Origin of the sequence: Streptomyces sp. NPDC127100 (genome assembly GCF_042724095.1) — a bacterium.
Classification (GTDB): domain Bacteria; phylum Actinomycetota; class Actinomycetes; order Streptomycetales; family Streptomycetaceae; genus Streptomyces.
Genome location: NZ_JBHXFL010000053.1, coordinates 1 through 18,466, shown reverse-complemented (window position 1 = coordinate 18,466; position 18,466 = coordinate 1). Strand labels below are relative to the sequence as shown.

The 18,466-nt window shown below is 74.4% G+C and carries 15 protein-coding genes; 5 read left to right on the top strand and 10 right to left on the bottom strand.

Translation table 11 applies throughout. From position 1 onward, the window contains the following. Nucleotides 1-126: 126 nt before the first annotated feature. Nucleotides 127-1,155, bottom strand: coding sequence for a pirin family protein (locus tag ACFWJB_RS31385; RefSeq protein ID WP_386926444.1), 1,029 nt, complete (start codon nucleotides 1,153-1,155; stop codon nucleotides 127-129). 108 nt (nucleotides 1,156-1,263) lie between these two features. Between ACFWJB_RS31385 and ACFWJB_RS31380 the strand changes: the two genes are divergently transcribed. Together ACFWJB_RS31380 and ACFWJB_RS31375 are read left to right on the top strand one after the other, a co-directional pair. After that, the gene (locus ACFWJB_RS31380; RefSeq protein ID WP_385469908.1) at nucleotides 1,264-1,728 is read left to right on the top strand and encodes a carboxymuconolactone decarboxylase family protein; all 465 of its coding nucleotides are present in this window, start codon (nucleotides 1,264-1,266) and stop codon (nucleotides 1,726-1,728) included. Between the two features lie 235 nt (nucleotides 1,729-1,963). Continuing rightward, on the top strand, nucleotides 1,964-2,539 hold the full coding sequence (locus tag ACFWJB_RS31375; RefSeq protein ID WP_385469882.1) for a Dps family protein: 576 nt from the start codon (nucleotides 1,964-1,966) through the stop codon (nucleotides 2,537-2,539). 30 nt (nucleotides 2,540-2,569) lie between these two features. Here ACFWJB_RS31375 and ACFWJB_RS31370 read toward each other — a convergent pair whose 3' ends face one another. The 7 genes from ACFWJB_RS31370 to ACFWJB_RS31340 all read right to left on the bottom strand — a co-directional run bounded on the left by ACFWJB_RS31370 (nucleotide 2,570) and on the right by ACFWJB_RS31340 (nucleotide 11,363). Then, a complete protein-coding gene (locus tag ACFWJB_RS31370; RefSeq protein WP_385469884.1) occupies nucleotides 2,570-3,820 on the bottom strand; it encodes an extracellular solute-binding protein in 1,251 nt (416 codons plus the stop codon). 192 nt (nucleotides 3,821-4,012) lie between these two features. Further along, nucleotides 4,013-6,748, bottom strand: a complete 2,736-nt coding sequence (locus ACFWJB_RS31365; protein WP_386926441.1) for a helix-turn-helix transcriptional regulator — start codon at nucleotides 6,746-6,748, stop codon at nucleotides 4,013-4,015. A gap of 154 nt (nucleotides 6,749-6,902) precedes the next feature. Beyond that, nucleotides 6,903-7,841, bottom strand: coding sequence for a helix-turn-helix domain-containing protein (locus ACFWJB_RS31360; protein WP_386926439.1), 939 nt, complete (start codon nucleotides 7,839-7,841; stop codon nucleotides 6,903-6,905). Nucleotides 7,842-7,977: 136 nt separating this feature from the next. Beyond that, nucleotides 7,978-8,991 (bottom strand): DUF2891 domain-containing protein, encoded by a 1,014-nt coding sequence (locus ACFWJB_RS31355; RefSeq protein ID WP_386926437.1) that lies wholly within the window; start codon nucleotides 8,989-8,991, stop codon nucleotides 7,978-7,980. Further along, the gene (pcp, locus tag ACFWJB_RS31350) at nucleotides 8,991-9,641 is read right to left on the bottom strand and encodes a pyroglutamyl-peptidase I (RefSeq protein WP_386926435.1); all 651 of its coding nucleotides are present in this window, start codon (nucleotides 9,639-9,641) and stop codon (nucleotides 8,991-8,993) included. Before pcp ends, ACFWJB_RS31355 begins: the two co-directional genes overlap by 1 nt. 31 nt (nucleotides 9,642-9,672) lie before the next feature. Further along, entirely contained in the window at nucleotides 9,673-10,647 is a 975-nt protein-coding gene (locus ACFWJB_RS31345) for a DUF979 domain-containing protein (protein ID WP_385469895.1), read from the bottom strand. Then, the gene (locus ACFWJB_RS31340; RefSeq protein WP_386926433.1) at nucleotides 10,644-11,363 is read right to left on the bottom strand and encodes a DUF969 domain-containing protein; all 720 of its coding nucleotides are present in this window, start codon (nucleotides 11,361-11,363) and stop codon (nucleotides 10,644-10,646) included. Before ACFWJB_RS31340 ends, ACFWJB_RS31345 begins: the two co-directional genes overlap by 4 nt. 214 nt (nucleotides 11,364-11,577) lie before the next feature. On the opposite strand from ACFWJB_RS31340, the gene ACFWJB_RS31335 reads away from it, so the two are divergent. From ACFWJB_RS31335 to ACFWJB_RS31325, 3 genes are read left to right on the top strand one after another with little or no spacing between them, the layout of a single operon-like run. Next, nucleotides 11,578-12,330 (top strand): LamB/YcsF family protein, encoded by a 753-nt coding sequence (locus tag ACFWJB_RS31335; protein WP_386926431.1) that lies wholly within the window; start codon nucleotides 11,578-11,580, stop codon nucleotides 12,328-12,330. Then, the gene (locus ACFWJB_RS31330) at nucleotides 12,327-12,974 is read left to right on the top strand and encodes an allophanate hydrolase subunit 1 (RefSeq protein WP_385469901.1); all 648 of its coding nucleotides are present in this window, start codon (nucleotides 12,327-12,329) and stop codon (nucleotides 12,972-12,974) included. The genes ACFWJB_RS31335 and ACFWJB_RS31330 overlap by 4 nt, the downstream gene beginning before the upstream one ends. After that, nucleotides 12,971-13,825: a biotin-dependent carboxyltransferase family protein gene (locus tag ACFWJB_RS31325; RefSeq protein WP_386926428.1), complete on the top strand. Its 855-nt coding sequence runs from the start codon at nucleotides 12,971-12,973 to the stop codon at nucleotides 13,823-13,825. Before ACFWJB_RS31330 ends, ACFWJB_RS31325 begins: the two co-directional genes overlap by 4 nt. 131 nt (nucleotides 13,826-13,956) lie before the next feature. Here ACFWJB_RS31325 and ACFWJB_RS31320 read toward each other — a convergent pair whose 3' ends face one another. After that, entirely contained in the window at nucleotides 13,957-14,805 is an 849-nt protein-coding gene (locus ACFWJB_RS31320; RefSeq protein ID WP_386926426.1) for an SAM-dependent methyltransferase, read from the bottom strand. Nucleotides 14,806-14,947: 142 nt separating this feature from the next. Further along, nucleotides 14,948-18,457, bottom strand: coding sequence for an SDR family NAD(P)-dependent oxidoreductase (locus ACFWJB_RS31315; protein WP_386926479.1), 3,510 nt, complete (start codon nucleotides 18,455-18,457; stop codon nucleotides 14,948-14,950). Between the last annotated feature and the right edge of the window lie 9 nt (nucleotides 18,458-18,466).

Sequence of the window (18,466 nt, the reverse complement as noted above, 5' to 3'; positions counted from 1 at the left end):
CGGGCCGCCCCCCGGGCGCCCGGTTGGGCCGTTCGCCGTCTCCGCGACGAACGGCGGCCCGTCCCTTCCGGGTCCCCTTCGCCTCACCCGGCGGCGGTTCCGGCCTGGCACGCCCGCCGGGTCGCCTCAGTCGCGATCGCCGTCCGAAGCCGCCGCCCTCACCGCCTCCTCGGGGCGACGCGCCCTGCTCCGCGGCTTCAACGGCGCGTTCGGCAGCTCCGGCGCGGGCAGCGAGGCCCCGTCGTACCCGTGCACCTCGCCGAAACGGGTGGTTCCCTCCATCCAGTCCTCCCGGGCGCGCACGATGTCGTCGTGCGACCGCCCGATGAAGTTCCACCACATGACGATCTCCTCGTCGAACGGGGTCCCGCCGAGCAGCACCGTGCGGGCCGGCTCGCCGGACTCGTTGCGGAGCGTCAGGGTGTTGGTGCCGGGGCGTACGTAGCCCAGTTCCGCCGGGTGCAGCAGGGTGCCGGCCAGCCGGACGTCCCCGCGGTCCACGAGGAGCCCGTGCTCGAAACCGGGATCCACGGGCAGGGTGAGCGAGGCGTGCGGCGCGAGGGTGATCTCGGCGCCGAGCAGGGGCGTGAAGGTCGGCACGGGCGAGACGGCACCGGCCAGCCGGCCCAGGAACACGCTGATCCCGGCGCCGTCGGTACGGACGGGCTCGGGCACGTGATGCCGGAAGTCCCGCGCGGTGTGGCGGTGTTCGTCCGGGAGGGCCACCCACAGCTGCACGCCGTGCAGGACCGTGGTCCGCTCGGTGGAGACCTCGGAGTGGCTGATGCCGTGCCCGCCGGTCATGAGGTTCAGCTCGCCGGGCCGCACCAGGGCGTGGCTGCCGAGGCTGTCCCGGTGCTCGATCTCGCCGCTGAACAGCCAGCTGACCGTCTGCAGTCCGGTGTGCGGATGCGGGGCGACGTCCATGCCCCCGGTGCGGGCGACGTCGTCGGGACCGTAGTGGTCGACGAAGCACCAGGCGCCGATCAGGGTCCGGGTCCGTTGCGGCAGCGTGCGCCGGACCGTCATGGCGCGCGGCCCGCCGAGCGGTACGTCGCGCGGTGTCAGTACCTCGACCTGTACCCCGTCCGGTCGCTCGTCGCCGTCCGCCGCTCCGCAGCGGACTTCCCCGGGGCTTGTTTCCACGTTGCTCACTGAGAAGCACCTCCAGTCGTCATGGTATTTTCAAATTCAACTATTCGCCACTGCGGGCCGTCCCGGCCGCGTCCGAAGGAGCCCAGGTTGAGCAGCAGCACCCTGCCGATGTCCGAGGACCGACGGATCTTCATCGACAAGCAGAACCCCGAGCCGTACCAGGCGCTGGTGCGCGCGTCGGAGGCGGTCCGGGCGGCGGCCGCCGCAGCGGGCTTCGACCGGATCCTGGTGGAACTGGTCAACCTGCGCGTCTCCCAGATCAACGGCTGCGCGTACTGCCTGAACCTCCACACCCGGGCCGCCCTGCGCGCGGGCGAGACCACGCAGCGCCTCGGTGTGCTGGCCGCCTGGCGGGACACCGACCTGTTCACCCCCGTGGAACGCGCCGCGCTCGCGCTGGCCGAGGCGACCACCCGGCCCGCCGACACCGCCGCACGCGACACCGCCACGGCGGCCGCCCGCGACGTGCTCACCGACGACCAGATCTCCGCGGTGATCTGGGTGGCGATCACCATCAACGCCTTCAACCGGGTCTCCGTCATGAGCGGGCACCCGGTGCGGCCGGAGCGGTGACCGCCTTCCGGTCGGCACCGGCCGCGGCGGACGTCCGACCGCGAGGCTAGGCCCGGGCGGGGCCGGGCGTGTGCCTCGGAGCGCACGGCCGCCGTTCCCGCGGCGCACGGCCGCGCGCACGGCGGCACACCGTGCGCTCACGCACCCGGCCGTGTGCGCTGCCGGTCGACCGCCCGCCGGTCCCGGCGCCTAGCGTCCTTCGGGAACGTACGGCACAGCACCGCAGGAGGCGGCCATGACCACCAGCACCAAGCCCCCGAGCAGCCAGCCGTGGCTGCATCAGAAGGGCGCCGTCATCCAGGAGTTCGGCACCGTCAAGCTGTTCCCCCTCGGGCTGTCCCACGACGCCCGCATGTACTCCTGCCAGCGCCTGAACCAGGTCCTGGCCGACACCCAGATGCTCCACGGCCTGTACAAGAAGCACCACTGGCTCCTGCGCGGCGCGACCTTCTACCAGCTGCACCTCCTCCTGGACAAGCACGCCGGGGAGCAGCTGGAACTCGTCGACGCCGTCGCGGAGCGGGTCCAGACGCTCGGCGGGGTCGCGGTGGGAGACCCCCGGCACGCCGCGGAGATCACCTCGATCCCGCGTCCGCCGGACGGTGTGGAGGAGGTCCCCGCGATGCTCTCCCGCCTGCTCCAGGCCCACGAGACCATCCTGACCCAGGCCCACGACGCGGCCGCCCGGACCGCCGAGCTGGGTGACGACGGCACCAACGACCTGCTGGTCTCCCAGGTGATCCGCACCGGTGAGATCCAGGCGTGGTTCCTGGCCGAGCACCTGGTCGACACGCCCCTCGTGCGGTCCTGACCGGCCCGGCGGGAGTCCGGCGGAGGGGCGTCAGGAACCGGTTGCGGTCCGCTGCGCCCGTTCCAGCGCCTCCTTCGGCGTCCGCTCGCCCGTGAGCGCGGACTGGACCGCGGTGTAGATCCCGGTCGCCGCGTCGGGCCACCGGACGCCGAGCCGGCTCGTGCGGGACCGGGCTCCCTCGACGCTGTCGACGAAGGCCGCCATCGACGGGACCCGCTCCGCGTACCGGGCGGCCACCGCGGGGCGCGAGGGCACGGTGACCCGCTGCTCGGCCTGGTCGAGCATGGTCCGGGAGTCGTTCAGGCACGCGAGCACCTGCGCGGCCTTCTCCTGGCGGGCGGTGGAGGCGCTGTGCGGAACGGTCCACACCTCACCGCCGATCGGTGTGACGGGGGCCTGTCCCGCGGTGGGGACGGGGACCGGGGCCATGCCCCAGTTCAGGTCGCGGGCCTTGTTCAGGGCGGGGATCCGCCAGGGCCCGTTGATCATCATGGCCGTGCGGCCGGCGACGAACTGGTCGTGGAGGTCGGCCTGGTTCCAGTTCAGCACGGACTTCGACATGGAGCCGCTGCGCACCAGGTCGGCCCACAGCCGCAGGGCCTGCTCGGCCTGCGGGGAGTCGAGCCGCCGCTCGTCCCCGCCGTTGGACCACAGGAAGGGCAGGAACTGCCAGGCGGACTCGAAGGTGGCGTCGGCGTCGACCGCCATGCCGTAGCGCCCCGGGCGGGTCAGTGCGGCCGCCGCCGTCCTCAGCTCGTCCCAGGTCCTGGGGACGGCCACGCCGGCCTCCGCCAGGGCGTCCTTGTCGTAGAAGAGGACGACCGTGCTGACGGTCGGCGCCAGTCCGTACACCTTGCCGTCGTAGCTGCCCGCCGCGAGGATCTCCTCGCCGAAGCCGTCGAAGTCGATGCCGTACCGGTCCAGCGGTGTCAGCACCCCGGTGTCCGCGATCTGCTGCAGGTCGGCGTTGTCCAGCATCAGCAGGTCGGGCAGGGTCCTCGCCGACGCCTGCCGCAGGACCGTCGGAACGAGCGACGGGCCAGGGACACTCGAGTGCTCGACCCTGACCCCGGCGGCCTTCCCGCAGGCGTCGAGCCAGCCGCTCCACTGCGCGTGCTCGGTGTCGTCGGTGTAGTAGTCGAGCGCGGTGATGGACGTGACCTCGTCCCCGGCGGCCGCCGTGCCGGCTGCGCCGCCGCACCCGCTGACGGCCGGCAGCAGGGCGAGGGCCCCGAGGAGACCGGCGATCCGCCGTGCCGCCGGCCCGGCAGGTGAGGTCATGGTGTGTGCTCCCGCGTGCGTGCATGTCCCGATCGCCGGTCCCGGCACGTGACGAGTGGCTTCGGGGCCTGTGTGGCGACTCGGTCAGCGTAGACGCCGGGAGGGACGCGGTCGCGACCGCCCTGTGAACAGCGGGTGCGTTCCTGTCACCCGGTGCGGAGGGGCCTCGCGTGAACGTACCAGGCGCACCGCTCAGTCCTCGCGCAAGGCCATGACCACATGGGCGAGTTGCACCCGGGAGTTGACCGAGAGCTTGCGGAAGGCGGAGGTCAGGTGCGTGTTGATGGTGTGCGGGGAGACGACGAGCCGGTCGGCGGCCGACCGGTTGGTGTGCCCCTCGGCTATCAGGCGGGCGACCTTCTTCTCCGAGGCCGTCAGCGCCTCCCAGCCCTGGACGGGGCGGCCGACGACCGTCCGGGGGCCGCCCGTGTCCCCGGCCCGCCGGTCCCGCCGCAGTTGTGCCGCCGCCGCGTGCGCGCCCGACGCGGTGTAGAGGGCCCGGGCCTCCGTCAGGGGCGCGGCCGTGCCGCCCGCGGCCGGGCGCGCCCGTCCGAGGTCGGCGAGGGCCGCGGCCCGGACCAGCGGGCGGGGACCGGCCCCGAGCAGCTCCACGGCGTGTTCCAGCAGGGCGGCGTCGCCGCGGACGAGGCCGGTCGCCTGGGCCGCGACGCCCGCCGCGGTGGGCACGGCCGGGTTGCGCGCCGCGTGGTCCCGGGCCTGTGCGGCCAGGTCCTCGGCGAGCGAGCGGTCCGTGCCGCGCAGGGCGATACGTACGGCGGAGTCGACCCAGGTGCGCAGGAGTCGCCAGCGCATGAAGGGGCCGTTCTCCTGCACCTGCCGGATCCGGTCGACGGCCAGGGCGGTGTCGCCGTCGGCGTCGGCCACGACCGCCTCCAGGAACCGCACGGCGGCCGTGTTGCCGGGGTTCGGTTTGGCGGCGAGGCCCTCCCGCGCCGCGGCCAGGTGTCCCCGCGCCGCTTCCCGCTCGCCGCGCAGGAGCGCGATCCGGGAGCGGATCACCCGGGAGTTGACCTGCTGCACGGGTGTCCGCAGGTCCTCCTCCAGGCGTTCCATCGTGGCGAGGTCCGCCTCGGCGTCGTCGAGCCGGCCGAGCCCGAGGTGCTGTTGCCCCTGGGCCCACAGCAGCATGGCCTGACGAGGCGAGGCCGCGTCGTCGGCCGCCCGCAGCAGCAGCCGCTCGCCGGACGCGAAGTCGTCCAGGTGCTGATGGGCGACGATCTCCTCGGGCAGGTAGGCGGGGTCGACGGCGCTGAGCGCGGCGAAGTGCCCCAGCGCCGCGGCGTTCTCGCCGGCGTTGAGGGCGATCTCGCCCAGCCCGGACAGGGCCAGGACGTGCGCCTCGCGGTCACCGGTCCGGACGGCGTCGCGCAGGGCGCCCTCGCCCGCCTCGCGGGCCGCGACGAGGTCGGGTCCCCGGGACAGCGCGAGCGCACGCAGGGCGGCCAGCCGTGCCGCGACCTCGGGGGCCGCGCCGGCGACCGCGAGCGCGGTGTCGGCCCGGCGGCGCAGCTCGTCGGCGAGGTCCATGTTCCACAGGGTCCCGCCGAGCGCGGCCTGCAGACGGCCGAACACCTCGGGCGGCGGCCGCAGGGCCAGCAGCCGGTCGCCGGTCGCCAGGGCCTCCCGGTTCCGGCCGGCCCGGGTCTGGCAGACGATCGCCCGCTCGCCCACGGCGAAGGCCGACTGCCCCGCGGGCGGCACCAGCTCCAGCGCCCGGGTCATCAGATCGGCCGCGAGGCCCGGCGTGACCGGCAGGACGTCCTCGGCGGCCCGCCGCAGCAGCGTGACGGCCTCCTCGTCGCCGGGCAGGGCGCCCTTGAGGATGTGCGGCACCGTGTCGATCGGCTGGTGCCCGGCGGCGGCCAGGTGCCGGGCGGCCTCGCGGTGCAGTGCCTTGCGGGCGGACGGCGGGATGTCGACGTAGACCGCCTGGCGCAGCAGATCGTGCCGGAACACGAGCTGTTCGCCGTCGTCGTCCAGGAGTCCGGCGCGCACCGCCTCCTCGAGTGCGGCGATCAGCTCCGTGGGTGCCCGGCCGCACAGCGCGGCGGCCTGGGTGAAGCCGAACCCGCGTCCCAGCACCGCTCCCATCTGGAGGAAGCGCAGGGTGGCCGGCCGAAGGGACTTGAGCCGGCCGCGCACGCCGACGACCAGCCCCGGGTGCACCGGGCCGCCCCCGGCCCCGGCGGTCCGCAGTCCCGCGAGCATCTCGACGGCGAGGAACGGGTTGCCGCCGGCTCCGTTGAGCAGGCCGCGTACGCGTTCGTCGACGGCCGTGCCCAGGGTGTCGCCGGCCAGCTGCCCGATGGCCTCGCCGGTCAGCGGTGCCAGACGCACCGTGACCGTCCGGAGTTCCGGTGCGGCGGCCGCGACGATCTCCTCGGCCGGGCCGGCCGGCTCCAGTCGCCCGGTGAGCAGCCAGAGCACGGGTGAGGTGCGCAGGCGTACGGGGAGCTGGGTCAGGGCGAACCGGCTCAGCGGGTCGGCCCACTGGACGTCGTCCAGGGCGATGAGCACCGGGCCGCGGGCCGCTCGGGCCTCGATCGCCTCGGCCAGGCGTTCCAGCAGCCAGATCCGCTGGTCGTGGTGGCGGGCGAGATCGGTGAGGGCGTCGCCGGACAGCAGCGGTTCGTCGCCGTGCAGGACGCAGGAGGCCAGCGAGGACAGCGGCACGATGTGGTGGAGTTCGTCGGCCTTGCCGAGGCCCACCCAGAATCCGGCCGTCCGGCTCCCGGCGACGGCCTCGGCGAGCAGGGTGCTCTTGCCGATGCCCGGTTCCCCCTGGATCAGGGCGAGCGCGCCGCCGCCGGTGCGGGGCACCGAGGCGATCACTTCCCGCAGCTCGCCCAGTTCCCTCTCCCGCCCGCGCAGACCGCTTCGGGACAGGGTGCCGCCCTGGCTGCCCACGCGCGTCCCTCCCTGTGCTCCCGCGCCCGCCGGTGGCTCCGCGACGGTGCCGGCCGCCGGTCGCGGCCGGGCGGTCCGGGCGGACACGGACGACGCGCCCGGCGTCCACCATGGTACTGAGCTGGGCGGACGCCTCGGGGCGGGCCTCCGCGCCTCAGGCGGCCGCGGCCCGGGGCACCTCGCGCCCGTCGCCCGCCGGGGCGGCCGTGGCGGGCTTCGGCAGCACGGAGTCGCGCCACTCGCCGGGGGACATCCCGTAGGCGGCCCGGAACACGCGGCTGAAGTGGGTGGCGTTGGTGAATCCCCACCGGCGGGCCACGGCCGCGACGGTCCGGTCCGCCGCGTCCCGGCGGGCCAGCTCGCGCCGGCACTCCTGCAGCCGGCGGCGCTGCGTCCACCGCCCGACGGTGGTGCCCTCGGCCTGGAAGAGCCGGTGCAGGTACCGCACGGAGATCTGGTGGGCGGCGGCGATGGCCTCCGGGGACAGTTCCGGGTCGGTGAGGTGCCGGTCGATGTGGGCCCTGATGCGCGGCAGCCACGCCTGGGCCGCCGTCGGCTCGGCGGCCGCCGCCCCGGCCCGTCGGTCCTCGATCAGGACGGTCAGCAGGTCGACGACGCTGCGGGCCAGTGCCTCGCCGGTGTCCGGCGGGCAGGCCGCGGCCGTGTCCGCGAGCCGGGCCAGCAGGGGCGGCAGCAGCGAGCCGAGCGGGGTGTCCGCGCCGACGGGGGTCGCCGTGAGCCGCCGCAGGTCGGTCTCCCGCAGGCCCGCGAGCTGTCGCGGCAGGACGAGGGACGCCGTACGGGACGGCTGGTGGAACGTGATCCGGCTCGGGCGCGCGGAGTCGCAGAGGACGATCCCGCCGGGACGCAGCCGGGTCTCGCGGCCGTCCTGCTCCACGTCGGCGACACCGTCGAGCAGGAGCAGGACGACCAGGCACCGGTCGTCGCCCTGGGCGATCAGCCGTGCGGTCCACGGTGCCGGTGTGGGGTGGCCGCCGGCCGTGACGACCCGCAGAGGACCCAGCCGGGCCGTGGTGGGGCCGGTGCCCGACGGCCGCCCGAGGGGTTGGGGTGTGAGTGGATCCGGCAGCATGTTCTCCGCCCTGTTCGGTCAGTGTGTGCGGTACACAGCGTGCCGAGGGGGGCGGGTCCGGCGCATCGCGTGAATCCGCTGGATCGCGCGTTTCCGCAGGCCGGGGCGGTACGCGCCGCGCCGGGGGCGCCGGGTGTCAGCGGCGGGCGAGGGGGTCCAGGGCCAGCGTGGCGAAGGTCGCCAGCCAGTGGTCGGTGGTGAAGTCGCCGCGTTCCACGGCCGGCAGGCCCGCCGCGAGGTGTGCCTCGGCCGCCGCCTCCAGACGGCCGCGGGCGGGGCCGTCTGGCAGGGCCCCGGCGAGCGAGCGCAGCGCGGCCGCCCTGCTGAGGGTCAGGCCGAGCAGGTGGCCGATCTGCGGGTCGGCGTGGTCGGAGACCACCGGGACGTCCAGCAGCGCGCAGGGAGCGCCTGAGCCCAGCGCGGGCAGGAAGCCGTCGAGCCACGGGGCGAACTCCTCCCGCGGCAGCACCCTGCGCACCGCGTCGGCCTCGCTGAGGGCCGGGGACAGGAAGTCCTGTCCCGAGGGTTCCCAGTGCGCGGGCGCGTCGTGGTCGTCGGCGAACCAGGACAGCAGGCGTTCCCGTACGGCCCGGTCGGTCGTGGCCGACAGCTCCCCCGAGTCGAGTGCGAGGCCGAGCGCGAAGGCGCTGTTGGGGTGGTTGCCGTGGCGTACGGGGTACGTCGCCTTCGGCAGCCAGTCGGCCAGCAGCCGGTCGACGGCGGTGACGGCCGGTTCCAGGGCCCGGGTCCAGCGGTCGCCCTCCGTGCCCCGGTACGCGCGGCACTCGGCGGCGAGGGCGAGCAGCCAGGCCCAGCCGTAGGGCCGCTCGAAGGAGGGGTGGTCGCGCAGGTAGGCGGCCTCGGCGGTGAGGTTGCCGGGGGTGAGGTGCCGGTCGAGTACGTCGACGGCGGGTCCGGTGTCCGGCAGTGCGGGCGTGCCGCCGTGGCGGCGCAGCAGCCGGACGAGCAGCCAGTGCATGTGCACCGAGGAGTGCCAGTCGTAGGCGCCGTAGAAGGCCGGGTGCAGGGTCCGGGGCTCGACGCGCTCGTCGGCGGAGAGGGTCAGGTGGGCCGGGAAGTTGGGGTACTCCCGGGTGATGTTTGCGAGAGCGAGCCGCGCGAAGGGTGCGGCGTGGGTGCTGAGCGGCATCAGTGGGTGGCTCCCTCGGTCACTTTGAGGTCGTTGTCGGCCGGCGTGCGGGCGGCGGTGGCCAGCAGGGCGCGCAGGCCGTGGGCGACGGTGGCGGGCGGCAGGGACGGCGCCTGGCCGTCGGTGACCTGTTCCGGGGCCCAGGGGACGTGCACGAATCCGCCCCGGACGTGCGGGAACTCGGTGGCGATGAGGTGGCCGAGCCCGTAGGCGACGTGGTTGCACACGAAGGTGCCGGCGGTGTTGGACAGGGCGGCGGGGACTCCGGCCTCGCGCATCGCGGCGACGCACGCCTTGACGGGGAGGGTGGAGAGGTAGGCGGCGGGGCCGTCCGGGACCACCGGTTCGTCGATGGGCTGCCGGCCCGCGTTGTCGGGGATGCGCGCGTCGTCGACGTTGATGCCGACGCGCTCGACGGTGACGCCGGGGCGTCCGCCCGCCTGCCCCAGGCAGAGCACCAGGTCGGGCCCGGTCGCGCGGACGGCGTCGCGCAGGGCGTCGAGGGACTCGCCGAACACGCAGGGCAGTTCGGCGGCGGTGACCGAGAGTCCGGCGGGCGGTTCGGCGGCCACCAGGGACGCCGCCTGCCAGGAGGGGTTCACGCGCTCGCCGCCGAAGGGGGCGAAGCCGGTGATGAGGACGCGGGTCAAGGCACTTCCTTACGGTGGCGGGGCGGGCGGCTCAGAAGGCGAAGACCGCCATGATCACGGTGCAGCAGACGAGGAGCGCGAGCCCCGTGGGCAGCTGGGCCTTGATCGGTCCGTACTGGTCCTTCAGTTCGAGCAGGGTGGCCGGGACGATGTTGAAGTTGGCGGCCATCGGCGTGCAGAGCGTGCCGGCGAAGCCGGCCAGCATGCCGATCGCGAGGACGGCGGGTTCGTTGCCGTGCATCTGCTGGATGAGCACCGGCCAGCCGATCGCCGCGGTCATCACGGGGAAGGCGGCGAAGGCGTTGCCCATGATGACGGTGAACAGGAACATGCCGACGCAGTACGCGATCACCGCGAGGTACTTGGAGTCGTCCGGCAGGACCTTGTTCACGATGTCGCCGACCTGGTCGCCGACTCCCGCGGCGGCGAAGATCGAGCCGAGCACGGCCAGCAGCTGGGGCAGCAGCAGGGCCGAGCCCATGGCCTCCAGCATGGAGCGGCCGGAGTGGATCGGCACCGAGACCTTCTTCTCACCGGTGACGATCATGCCGACGACCAGTGCGGCGATACACCCGAGGCCGAGGCCGAGGAGGGTGGCCTTGCCCGTCTCGAAGAGGCCGGACTCGTCCAGCACGGAGGCGCAGACGATGGCGACGAGCGGGATCGTCAGGGCGGGGATGAAGATCTTGCTGCCGAGCCGGGCGGCGGAGGCCTCGCGCTGTGCGTCGGTGGTGGTGACCGGGACGCCCTTGCCGAGGAAGTTGAACCCGGCGAGCACGATCAGGGCGAGGACCGCGACGCCGAGCGGTTCGGCGGGCAGGGTCCAGCCGCCGTTGTCGGCGGTGGCGTTGGCGACGCCGGTGCCGTAGGGGAAGGTGAGTCCGAGCAGGCCCCAGAAGGCGGCGGACGTCCACCGCTTGGGGTTGCTGCGGTCGGTGGCCATCTGCACGGCCATGACGACGAAGACGAGGCCTATCAGCCAGTACAGCCATTCGACCTTGATCACTTCTCGGCCCCCTCGGGTAGCGGCAGGTCGTGTTCGGCCGCGGCGAGCGCCATCTCGCGCTCCAGCTGCCGGTCCATGAGCAGCAGGCGTGCGCCGTGGATGAGGAAGGCGCAGACGGCGAGCGGGATCGCCCACAGGGCCAGCTGGGTCGGTTCGATGTCCTGGTGGTAGGTGGAGTTCACGAAGCCGGTGATCAGCAGGATGGAGCCGATCGCGATGAAGCAGTCCTCACCGAAGAAGACGCCCACGGTGTCGGCCGACGCGGAGTAGGAGCGCACCTTCTCCCGCAGGCGGTCGGGCAGCTTCGCCCCGGTCGTGCGCTCGGCGGCGGCCTCGGCCATGGGGGCCACGAGCGGTCGCACGGTCTGCGCCGGGCCGCCGATGCTGTTCAGGCCGAAGGCCGCGGTGACCTGCCGGACCAGCAGGTAGACGGTGAGGAACCGGCCGGCGCTGAGCCTGCCCAGGCGGCCGATGAGACGGCGTGCCTGTTCGCGCAGGCCGTAGCGCTCGAGCAGCCCGATCACGGGGAGCACGATGGCGTAGACGGTGACCGAGCGGCTGTCGGCGAAGGACCGGCCGAAGGCCGCGAGGACCTCCTGCGGGTTCATCTTGCCGAGCAGTCCGGTGGCGATGCCGGCGACGCCCACCACGAGGACGGGGTTGCGGCGCGTGACGAATCCGAGGATCACCACGACCACACCGAGGAGAACGATCATTCGGTGGCCTTCTTCAGGCATTGGGGGCGGGACACGGGCCCGGGATGTCGGAGCCGGCGCTGAGCTCGGACCATAACCCCGGATACGTGGCGGATGCACGGACACTAGACGATCGTTCAACGATCTAACAAGAGGTGACTTTCACATGCGGACGGCCGCCGCACACTTCACTCGCCCCTTGTCGAATCGTTCAACAATCCATTACGTTGCGACGGTGATCGACCTCAACGCAGACCTCGGTGAAGGCTTCGGCCGATGGACCCTCACCGACGACGACGCCCTGCTCTCCGTCGTCACCAGCGCCAACGTCGCCTGCGGTTTCCACGCCGGTGACCCGGCGGTCATGCGGCGCGTCTGCGCCCTCGCCGCCGAGCGCGGGGTGCGTATCGGCGCCCAGGTGTCCTACCGCGACCTGGCCGGCTTCGGCCGGCGCGCCATGGACGTGCCCGCCACCGAACTCGCGGCCGAGGTCGCCTACCAGATCGGGGCGCTCCGGGTCTTCGCGGAGGCGGCCGGAGCGCAGGTGGCCTATGTGAAGCCGCACGGCGCCCTCTACAACCGCACGGTCCACGACAGCGAGCAGGCCGCCGCCGTCGTGGCGGGGGTGCGCCTCGCGGGCGGTGACCTGCCCCTCCTCGGCCTCCCGGGGTCGCGCCTGCTCGCCGCCGCGGAGGACGCCGGCCTCACCGGCGTGGCCGAGGCCTTCGCGGACCGCGCCTACACCCCGGAGGGCACCCTCGTCCCGCGCCGCGAGGCGGACTCGGTGGTGACGGACGGGGACGCGGTGGTGCGGCGGGCGCTGGCGTTCGCCGTGGACGGTGCGGTCGAGGCGGTGGACGGCTCCACCGTCGCGGTCGCCGCCCGGTCCCTGTGCGTGCACGGCGACACCCCCGGCGCGGCCGGGATCGCGGCGCGGGTGCGCGAGGCGCTGGAGGCGGCCGGGGTCGGGGTCGGGGCGTTCGCATGATCCGGGACGCGCCGCTCGTCTGCCGCCCCGCCGGGCGGCACGCGCTCCTCGTGGAACTGCCCGACGCCGAGCGCACCGCCGCCTTCCACGCCGAGCTGCTGCGGCAGCGCGCGGAGGGGGCCCTGCCGCCGGTGGAGGAGATCGTGCCGGGCGCACGGACGGTGCTGCTGGACGGGGTGCGGGACCCCGAGGCGCTGGCCCGCCGGGTCGCCGCCTGGGACATCCCGGCGGGCGCCGCCGACGACGGGGCCGTCGTGGAGATCGCCGTCAGCTACGACGGACCCGACCTGCCCGACGTGGCCGCCCTGTGGGGAGTCGGCCCGCACGAGGTGGCGGCCCTGCATTCCGCCCTGACGTACCGCGTCGCGTTCTGCGGTTTCGCGCCGGGCTTCGGCTACCTCACCGGCCTGCCCCAGGAACTGCACGTGCCGCGCCGCGACACCCCGCGGACCCGGGTCCCGGCCGGAGCGGTCGCGCTCGCCGGCCCCTACAGCGCGGTCTACCCGCGCTCCACCCCCGGCGGCTGGCAGCTGATCGGCACCATGCCGGCCCCGCACCGCCTGTGGGATTCCGGGAGGGACCGGGCGGCACTCCTCACCCCGGGCACGCGGGTGCGTTTCGTCGCGGCGGAGGGTGCGGTATGACCGCCCGGCTCACGGCCGTGCGCGCCGGTGCGCTCACCACGGTGCAGGACGCGGGCCGGCGCGGCCACGCCCATCTGGGCGTTCCCCGCTCCGGCGCGCTGGACGCGCACGCGGCACGGCTCGCCAACCGGCTGGCCGGCAACGACCCCGACGCCGCCCTCCTGGAGACCACCCTGACGGGCTGCGCCCTGCGGCCCGACCGTGCCGTCACCGTCGTGGTCGGCGGTGCGCCCTGCCCGGTGACGGTGGACCGGCGGCCGGCCGCCTGGGGCGCGCCGGTGCGGGTACCGGCGGGCGCCGTGCTGGACGTGGGGGCGGTGACCGCGGGCGTGCGCTCGTACGTGGCCGTCGCCGGCGGCATCGCCGTGGAGCCGGTCCTCGGCAGCCGCTCCACCGACCTGCTCTCCGGGCTCGGTCCGGCGCCCCTGCGCGACGGGGACGTCCTCCCGGTGGGCGTGCCCGCGCGGCAGGCGCCGCCCGTCGCCGCCCCCTGGCCGGGCCCGCCCGCCGAACTGCTCCTCCCGGTGCGTTTCGGCCCCCGCGCCGACTGGTTCACCCCGGCCGCGCTGCGCACGTTCACCGCGGCGACGTTCCGCGTCTCCCCGCACAGCAACCGCATCGGGCTGCGCACCGAGGGCCCGGCGCTGCACCGGGCGTCGACGGGTGAACTGCCCAGCGAGGGCATGGTCCTGGGCGCGGTCCAGGTCCCGCCGGACGGACGTCCCGTGGTCTTCCTGCACGACCATCCGACGACGGGCGGCTACCCGGTGATCGCCGTCGTCGACGAGTCCGCCCTCGCCGCGGCGGCCCAGGCGGCGGTCGGGACACCGGTGCGCTTCACGCCCGGCTGACGCGCGGGGAGCCCACGGGGAGCCCCGGCGGACGCCGGGAGGCGCGGGTACGGGGTGTCCCGGATGCCGTGAGGGGCGCGTCACGGTCGCGACGCGCCCCTCACGGCCGGGTCCGGGCGGACCCTGGGTGGCTACGCGTCCTGGGGGCGGCGCGCCGTGACGATCAGGTAGCCCACTTCGGGCATCTCCATGTTCTCCCCCTCCGCGGGCTTCAGCTTGGCGAAGACCTCCGGGTCGACCTTGGCGGCCAGTTCGGCCATGTTCTCGGCGAGCGCCTCGCCGAGCCGCCGGACCGACTGCCGGGTGGTGTTCTCACTGACGTCGACGATCTCGGCACAGCGCAGCCCCGCCTCGCGCAGCATGGTCGGGTACGCCTCGAACGACGCCGGCGACTGCGTGAGGTAGCGCTTGAGGATGCCCTCGATCACCGGTCGGCGTTCCGCCGAGATGGTCTCCCGCTCGTAGTTGTCCGTGAGCGCGAGCCGGCCGCCCGGCCGCAGCACCCGGGCCGCTTCCTTGAGCGCGGCCGCCCGGTCGGGCATCTGCATGACGGATTCCAGCATCCACACCGCGTCGAACGAGGCGTCGTCGAACGGCAGGTTCATAGCGTCGCCGTGCTGGAAGCTGACCTTGCCGCTCAGACCGGCCTCCTCGGCCAGCAGGTTGGCCTTGTCCACCTGCTTGCGGCTGACGCTGACACCGACCACCTCGACACCGGTGACCTGGGCCAGCCGCAGCGCCGGCCCACCGAGGCCGCAGCCGATGTCCAGCACCCGGGCGCCGGGGCGGACCTGCAGCCGCTCGATCATCATGTCCGTCAGACGGTTGGCGGCCTCCTCCAGTCCGGTGGAGTCCTCCTGGCTGTCCCAGAAACCGACGTGGATGTTCGGGCCGTACAGCGAGGCGTCGAACGCCCCCATCAGCTTGTCGTAGAACTGGCCGACCTGCTCACCGACGGGGGTGAAGTTCGAGGATGTCACTTTCTCTCCTTCGGATATCTGTCATCTGTGTTCCACGGAGGCGGAAGGAGCGTGCCGGGCGCGAAGGCACGCACGTCCTTCCGGCTTCCGTCTTTTCTCGCGACGAGCGATCCGGGGCACGGCGGGATGCCGTGCGCTCACATCACACGTTCTCCGCAAGCCAGTCGAGGACGGACGCGGCAGTGGCGCCCGCGTGGTCCTCCATCATCGTGAAGTGGTCGCCGGGCACGTCGGTCACGGTGACGCGGGGGCCCCATGCCGACTCCTCGTCGGTGGTCTGCTGCGACCCGGTGAACGTCTCCTCTGCCTTCACGGCCAGGATCGGCACGCCGACCGGGGCCGGGCCCCAGTTCGAGAAGAGCCGCAGGTAGCCGCCCATGGCGGTCAGTCGGCCCTCGTCCACCACACCGAACATCTTCTCGCGGTCGAACATCTTGCCGGACAGGTTGGTCTGGATCCACGGCAGCGCCTCGCTGCGCGGCAGATAGGTGTCCAGCATGACGACCGCCGACGGCGCGTTCCCGTCCTCCTCCAGCAGCCGCGCGACGGCCTGGGCGATCCATCCGCCCGACGAGCGGCCGACGAGCACGAACGGCTCCTGTCCGGCGGCCCGCAGCGCCGCCTCGGCCTGCATCTCCACCACCGCGTCGACGCTTGCCGGCAGCAACTCGTCCCGGCCGAAACCGGGTTCGGGCAGCACGGTGACGTCACGGCGGCCCCGGAACCCCGCGGCGAACCGGGCGTACTCACGGGCTCCGGAGATCGCCACGAGGGACGGGAAGCACACCAGCCCCGGCGCGGTGCTGCCCTTCGACAGGCGGACCGGCTTGGGCCGGTCCGTCAGCTCGGCGGCCGTACGGAACGACGGGCGCAGCCGGGCCGCCGCCATCAGCAGCTGGGTGCCCGCCACGTACTCGCCGTCGGCGCACGCCTGCCGGTAGAGCGCCTCGATCGTCGAGCCGCCCGCTCCCCCGCCACCGACCGCGGGTGCCGTCGGCCGTGCGGTGTCGCCGGTCCCGGCGGGCGTCTCCGGTTCGGGAGCGGCGCCCGGCCGCAGCCGGCCGCGCAGGTACGCGGCGAGCGCGGCCGGCGTGGTGTGGTCGAACAGGAGCGTCGCGGGCAGGACGAGACCGGTGACGTGGTTGAGCCGGTTGCGGATCTCCACCGCGGTGAGCGAGGTGATGCCCACCTCCAGGAAGGCGTGGTCGTCCTCGATCACGTCCGCGGAGTCGTGGCCGAGCACGGTCGCGGTGTGTTCCCGCACCAACTCGGTCAGGGCCCGCAGTTGTCCGGCGGGCGTCAGCCCGGCCAGCCGCTGTCCGAGCGGCGCCTGCCCCGGCTCGCCCCGCTCGGGACCGGAGGCCCGGTCGGCCGCCCGGCGAGCCGGAACCCGCACGAGTCCCCGCAGCAGGGCGGGTGTCCCGATCGAGGACGCCTGCGCCTGGAGGGCGGTGACGTCCAGGCGCACCGGCACCAGGAGCGGGTCGGTGCCCGTGGCCGCCTGCGCCACGGCCAGGTCGAAGAGGGCGAGCCCTTCGGCCGAGGAGAACGCGGCCACGCCGGAGCGGTTCAGTCGCTGCACGTCGTCATCGCCCATGTGCCCGGTCATGGCGCTGCGTTCGGCCCACAGGCCCCACGCCAGGGAGGCCGCGGCCAGACCCTCGGCCCTGCGGTGCTGGGCCAGGGCGTCGAGGAACGCGTTGGCCGCCGCGTAGTTGGCCTGCCCCGCCGCGCCGAACACGCCGGCCGCCGAGGAGAACAGCACGAACGCCGTCAACGGCAGGTCACGGGTCAGCTCGTGCAGGTTGACGGCCGCGTCGGTCTTGGGACGCAGTACGGCGTCCACCCGCTCCGGCGTGAGCGATCCGAGGAGGGCGTCGTCCAGAGCGCCGGCGGCGTGCACCAGGCCGGTCAGCGGATGCTCGTCGGGCACGCTCGCCAGCAGCTCCGCCAGTGCCGCACGGTCGGCCACGTCACAGGCCGCCAGCCGCACCGACGCGCCCAGGGCGGTCAGTTCGTCCGCCAGTTCGGCGGCACCGTCGGCCGCCCGGCCGCGCCGGCTGGTCAGCAGCAGATGGCGTACGCCGTGCTCCGCGACCAGGTGCCGGGCCACGAGGGACCCGAGGACACCGGTGGCTCCGGTGATCAGCACGGTCCCTCGCGGGTCCCACACCGGGGAGGCGGCCGTGCCCTCGTCCGCCGTGTCCGGCGCGGCGGTCGGCGCCGTCGGCACCCGGGCGAGCCGCGCGGCGAGCGCCCGTCCGGCCCGCACCGCCAGCTGCGGCTCGTCGCCGCTCAGCACCTGCGGCAGCACCGTGAGCGAGGCGTCCTCGTCGTCCAGGTCCAGCAGGACGAACCGCTCGGGATTCTCCGACTGGGCCGCCCGCACCAGGCCCCACACCGCCGCGCCGGCCGGGTCCCCGACCCGTTCTCCGGCGCGGACGGCGATCGCCCTCCGGGTCACGAACACCAGGCGGGAGCCGGTGAAACGCTCGTCGCTCTGCCACTGCTGCGCCAGCGCCAGCGCCCGGTGCGTCACCGCGCGCACACCGTCGGCGGAGAGGGCGCGCCGCGCTCCGGAACCCGCACCGGGAACGGCGTCCGGGCCGGGGCCGGCGTCCGGCTGGGGACCGAACGGCACGAACACCAGGTCCGGGACACCGCCGCCCGCCGTGACGGACTCCGCGAGGGCGGACAGGTCCGTGAACAGCTCCGCGCCCGCGCCCGCCGCACCGGCCGACTTCAGGGCCGTCGGCAGCGACGTGGTGTCGTCGCCCAGCACTGCCCACCTGCGACGAGTGCCGGGTCCTTCGGCGACCGCCGCGGGGGTCCAGTCCATGCGGAAGAGCGACTCGTGGGACGTCCCGTGCTCCCGGCTGAGCTGCTCCCGGGAGATCGCCCGGGTGACGAGCGAGTCCACCGACAGTACCCGGCTGCCCGAGGCGTCGAGCGCGGTCACCGACACCGCGTCCGTTCCCGCCGGGGCCAGCCGCACGCGAAGCGCGGCCGCGCCCGTGGCGTGCAGCGACACGCCGTTCCAGGAGAAGGGGAGGCGGACGCGTCCGGTGTCCCCGTCCGGGGTGACCGCACCGGGCAGCCGCACGAATCCGCCGAACGCCATCGCGTGCAGCGCCGCGTCGAGCAGGGCCGGGTGCATGCCCAGGTGCCGGGCCTCGGGCCACTGCTCCTCGGGCAGCCGGACCTCTGCGAACACCTCTTCACCTCGGCGCCATACGGCCCGCAGCCCCTGGAACGAAGGCCCGTATCCGAAGCCGTTTCGCGCGAACCTCTCGTAGAGGCCCTCCACGTCGACCGCTTCCGCGTCGGCCGGCGGCCACGACTCACCGTTGCCGTCGCCGGCGTCGGCTCGCGCCGTGCTTCCGCCGTCGTCGGCGAGGGTGCCGAGGGCGTGCCGCGTCCAGGAGTCGCCGTCCGTCTGCGAGTAGACGCTCACCGATCGCCGCCCGGACTCGCCGGGGCCGTCGACATGGACCTGCACGGAGACGGCGCCGTCCTGGGGAAGCACCAACGGCGCCTCCAGCGTCAGCTCCTCGACCCGGTCACAGCCGACCGCGTCCCCCGCACGCAACGCCAACTCAACGAACGCCGTCCCAGGCAGCAACGCCACCCCGGCCACCGCATGATCAGCCAGCCACCCGTG